The organism is Rhodococcus sp. GXMU-t2271 (genome assembly GCF_041414735.1).
GTDB classification, from domain to species: domain Bacteria; phylum Actinomycetota; class Actinomycetes; order Mycobacteriales; family Mycobacteriaceae; genus Rhodococcus; species Rhodococcus indonesiensis.
On sequence record NZ_JAUIZP010000097.1, the window covers coordinates 1 to 1451 of the forward strand.

Annotated in this window: 1 protein-coding gene; it reads left to right on the forward strand. The window is 66.8% G+C overall.

What is annotated here, in order from left to right; genetic code table 11:
- Positions 1-234 precede the first annotated feature (234 nt).
- Positions 235-1428 carry an IS110 family transposase gene (locus tag QYS60_RS25690; RefSeq protein ID WP_119699439.1) on the forward strand — a complete coding sequence of 398 codons (1194 nt, stop codon included), beginning with the start codon at positions 235-237 and terminating at the stop codon, positions 1426-1428.
- Positions 1429-1451: the final 23 nt, after the last annotated feature.

Here is a 1451-nt window from a genome sequence, read left to right on the forward strand (position 1 = left end):
CCCGTTACCTTCTTCGTAGTCCCGCACCGCGGGGCCACGGTCGCCAAGTTCGGTATGACTTCTTGCCCCTGTCTCTCGAATGATCCGGGGGGTGGTGTCGCCGAGCCTGGTGGCGTCGATGGACCGCTGATAGGGACAGGGCCACCGGATCTGAGGTAGGTCTCTTCGTAACGTGGGTGCCGGGTGTCGACGTCGGATCGGTGACCGTCCGGAGCGGAACGGAAGGCACGCTTCATGGACCCGACCTACGCCGTGTTCTGCGGCGTCGACGTGGGCAAAGGCGAACACCATGCCGTCGGACTCGACCCCGCCGGCACCCGACTGTTCGACAAAGCCCTGCCCAATGACGAGACCAAACTCCGCGCCGTGTTCGACCGCCTGGCCGAACACGGTCCGGTCCTGGTGATCGTCGACCAACCGAACACGATCGGCGCCCTGCCGGTCACCGTCGCCCGCGCCTGCGGCCACGCCGTGGCGTACCTGCCGGGGTTGACGATGCGCCGCGTCGCCGACCTGTACCCCGGTCAGGCCAAGACCGACGCGCGAGATGCGTTCATCATCGCCGACACCGCTCGGACGATGCCGCACACGCTGCGCCGGGTCGATGTCGGTGACGAGGCGCTGGCCGAGCTCGGCGTCCTCGTCGGGTTCGACGACGACCTCGCCGGTGAGGCCACTCGCATCAGCAACCGCATCCGCGGACTGCTCACCGGCATCCATCCCGCCCTCGAACGGGTTCTCGGCCCCAAGATCGCGCATCCAGCCGTGCTCGAAATCCTGTCGCGCTGCGGTGGACCGGTCGGCATCCGCAAGGCCGGCAAGCGCCGGCTCACCACCCTCGCGACCAAGCACGCTCCGCGGATGGGCTCCCGTCTCGCCGAGGAAATCCTCACTGCCCTCGATGCACAAACAGTGACGGTGCCGGGCAGCAACGCCGCCGAGATTGTCTTGCCGAAACTGGCCGACTCGTTGAAAGAGATTCTGCAACAGCGCAAGAGCATCGCCGAGGACGTGGAGAGGATGCTCGACGATCACCCTCTTTCGAAGGTCCTGATGTCGATGCCCGGCGTCGGCGTCAGGACCGCAGCGCGCATCCTGCTCGAGGTCGGCGACGGTTCGGCGTTCGCCTCCGCGGCGCACCTGGCCGCCTACGCCGGCATCGCACCGGTGACTCACCGTTCCGGGTCGTCAATCCGCGGTGAGCACCCCGCGCGATCGGGTAACCGCAAGCTCAAACGGGCGTTGTTCCTGTCCGCATTCGCTGCGCTGCACGACCCGACCAGCCGTGCCTACTACGACCGCAAACGCGCCGAAGGCAAGAAGCACAACGCCGCGCTGATCTGTCTCGCACGGCGACGCTGCGACGTGCTCTACGCGATGCTCAAGAACAAGACCTTCTACCGCACCCCCGCTGCTGCAGCGGCTTGACAGCAAACATAGGGACACCCCCC